The 3,370-nt window shown below is 71.1% G+C and carries 2 protein-coding genes; both read right to left on the bottom strand.

Going from position 1 to position 3,370, the window contains the following annotated elements; genetic code table 11:
• The coding region (locus D7X99_RS41595; protein ID WP_233614220.1) for a response regulator at positions 1-2,429 on the bottom strand (2,429 nt) is incomplete at its 3' end.
• A gap of 143 nt (positions 2,430-2,572) precedes the next feature.
• A partial coding sequence (locus tag D7X99_RS41590) for a J domain-containing protein (protein WP_121782546.1) occupies positions 2,573-3,370 on the bottom strand: 798 nt, incomplete at its 5' end.

Raw genomic sequence — 3,370 nt, 5'->3', positions numbered from 1 at the left:
GTCTCCGGGGGCGTGGGCGGCGGGGTGACCGCGACGGCGCCCGCGTCGGGAACGGCGGCGGGCTCGGGGGTGGCCATCTTCACCGGCGTGCCCGCGTCCTCCGGAACGGTGACGGTCTTCGCCGGGGGCGTGCCCGCGTCGGTCTGCGCGTCCACGGTCTTCGTGGGCGGCGGCGTGACGACCGGCGGAGGCGTCGTCTCAGGAGGCTTGGGCGCGTCCACGGGCTGCGTCACCTTGGGCGCGTCAGGCTTGGGCGTTTCGGCGCTGCCCGAGCCCTTGGAGAGCACCACCGCGGCCACGGCCGCGACGAGGAGCAGGCCGCCCGCGATGTAGAGGCCCGTGCGCTTGGGCTTCATCGCGGCGATCAGCGCCGCGTCGTCCTCGTCGTGCGTGGGCTTGGAGGCGGCGGGCTTCGTGGAGGCCGCGCTGCTCGTGGACGCGGGGCTGGCCGGGGTCGTCGCGGCCGGGGGGTGCGCGACAGGGGCCGCGGTGTGCGTCGCGGCGGCCGGGGCGTTCGCGCTGGGAGCGGAGGCCTCCGTGGCGCTCGCTCCGGACGGCTGCACGGGCGTGGCGGGCTCGGGCTCCGTGAAGTACGCCTCGGACGCGGGCACGTCCTGCGCGGCGGTCTCCACCGGCTCCATGGAGGCCGGCTGTGTGTCGAAGGGCGTCGTCTCGGGGAACTCGACGTTGAGCGCCACGGGGGCCACCTGCGGCGGCGTGATGCCGTGGCCCGGATACGGCGGCAGCGCGAGCTGCGGCGGCGCGGACTCATCCACCGGCACTTCTTCCTGGAAGGGCTCCACGCCGCTGACCAGCGTCACCTCGGACGACGGAGGGGCCGGCGTGGGCGGAGGCACGTGCGCCAGCGGGCTGGGCGCGATGGCCGCGCCACCGAAGATGGGCGGACGCGAGGACTGCGGCTCCACCGGCGCCTGCGCGGGCTGGGCGGAGAACGGGCTGGACGCCGCCGGAGCGCGGGCCGCGGACGACCAGGGCGAACCAGGGCCCCAGGTGCTGGAGGCGCTCAGGCCCTCCGTGTCCACCCGGCTCCAGTCGAGCAGCAGGCTGCGCCGCGCGTGATCCACCGCACGGTGCGCCGGCGGCGGCTCCACGAGGAACGCGGAGCCCTCCTGCGACAGCGGCGGAACCACGGGCTCCGCGCCCTCCTGTCCAAACGGAGGCGGACCGTCCTCGCCGGGACGAACGCGCGGCGGGAAGATGACCACCTGCGCGGGCAGCGGAGAGACCGGCGCGTGCGCCATCTCCGCCACGGGCGTAACCTCCTCCATGGGCTCGGGATGCGCGGGCGCGGCTTCGGGCTCCGGCTCGGTGGCCGGGACTTCCGCCACGGGCGCCGCTTCCACGGGGGCCGGTGCTTCCTGGGGCGCGGCCTCCGGCGCGGGCGCGACGTCCACGGGGATGGGCGGCGCGGCGTTCAGCCACTGCTCGATGCCCGGCTTGCTGCTCTGCACGGGCTCCAGCGGCGCGTTGCCCAGCTCGCGGATCAGCCCTTCGAAGTACAGCTTGCTGATGATGCCCAGCGCGGCCAGGTCCTCGAAGTCCGAGTCCTCCACCACGCGCGACAGCGCGCGCTTGCCGTCGAACAGGCGCAAGAGGCCGTTCACCTCGTCGGGGATCTCCGACAGGCGGTCCGCCAGCTGGTGGTAGTCGATTTCGAAGACCGTCTCCAGCGGAGGGAGCTGCTCGAGCATCCGGCCCCACTCGTCCAGCCGGCGCATGCCCTCCATGAGGAGGCCCTGCGTGGAGACCTCGATGCGCTCCGTGCGGTCCAACGTGGTGAACTGCACGTCGAACTGGCCTTCGAACGTGTTGAGCAGGCGGTAGAAGGCGTTCTCGCCCTTGAGCCGGCCCAGCTCCGCGTCGATGACGCGGCCTTCCTTGAAGTAGACGACGCCGGTGCGCTCGCCCTGGATGGAGATGACGCCCGTCTTGCGGCCGATTTCGAAGGTCTGGACCAGGTCCACGACGCCCATGTCGGCGAGGCTTCCCGCGAAGCCACCCTTGGTCGTCTCGCGCTTCTCGATGCGTTCCTTCTCGGCCTTCTGAAGGATCATCTTCACGCGGGTGACGATCTCTTTGATGTAGATGGGCTTCGTCAGGTAGTCGTCGCCCCCGAGTTCCAGGCCGCGCACCTTGAACTCGACCGACTTCTGGTTCGTCAGGAAGACGAAGGGGATGAACTTGAAGCGCTCGTCGGACTTGAGCGTCTTGCAGAGCTCGAAGCCGTCCATCTCCGGCATCTTGGTGTCCGCGAGCACGAGGTCCGGCGGGCTGATCTGGACCTTCTCCAGCGCATCCTTGCCGTGGATCGCAGTCGTGACGGAGAAGCCGGCCTTCTTCAGGCTGACCTCCATCACGCGCAGACTCTTCGCGTCACCATCGACGAGGAGCAGGTGCTGCTTGGCCACGTGGCATGCCTTTCAAGACGGGCGGGACGGCGGATCCGACGGGGGCGTCCCGTAGGGGCAAGCATCGGGTCCGGTTTCCAGGTGTGTCAATGGGCGGGACTGTCCGGAAAACCGGCCGGCTCCCTCCCCAGGGGACAAGCAGGTCAGCGGAAGAGACCCTTCTTGGGGGGGTTCTTCTTGCGCATGTCGATGAGCCGCAGCTCCTGGTTCGCCTCCAGGTGCTTGGGGTTCGCACGGACGGCTTCGCGGAAGTGCTTCTCCGCGCGGTCCATGTCCCCTTCCACGCGGGCGATGACGCCCAGCTGGTAGTGGGCGCGATCACAGTTCGGGTCGGTGCGCACCGCATCCGCCATCCACTGTTTCGCGCGGGGCATGTCGGCCTTGCGGCTGGGGTCCATGTAGACGGACCAGGCGCGCGCCGCGAGGTACAGGGGCTTGGGGTCCAGGGCGTAGGCGCGCTCGTAGTGCTCGCTGGCGGCGAAGAAGTCGCGCTTGCGGAAGAACACCTCGCCCATGCGGAAGAGGTCGTCCGCGTTGGTGTCCGCGCGGGCCGAGCCGGGGCTGCCGGGGCGGGCGCTGGGGGCCACCGGAGGCTTGGGAGCGGCCTGCGCGCCCTGCTGGGCCAGCTGGTAGTTCTTGCGGCGGGTGTCGTCGTGGAGGACTTCGTAGGCCTCGCGGATGGACTCGAAGACGGCGGTGATCTTCGGCGCCAGGTGGGGCAGCGACGGGGGCAGCCGGTCCGGGTGGTAGAGCTTGGCGAGGCTCAGGAAGGCGGCCTTCACCTGGTCTCGGGAGGCATCCTGCGGGACGCCCAGCGTGACGTAGTGGTCCTTCTTCGTCTGGATGTCGGCGTAGCGCTGCTCAATCTGCTGCGCGAGCCGGCCCTCGTCGGGCTTGGGGGGCTCCGGCGCCAGCGCCTCCTTCGCCGCGCCATGGAGAAC

The sequence above is a fragment of the Corallococcus sp. AB032C genome, from assembly GCF_003668935.1.
Lineage (GTDB): Bacteria > Myxococcota > Myxococcia > Myxococcales > Myxococcaceae > Corallococcus > Corallococcus exiguus.
The sequence above is the reverse complement of the archived record's forward strand: the minus strand, read 5'-3'. Positions and strand labels throughout refer to the sequence as shown.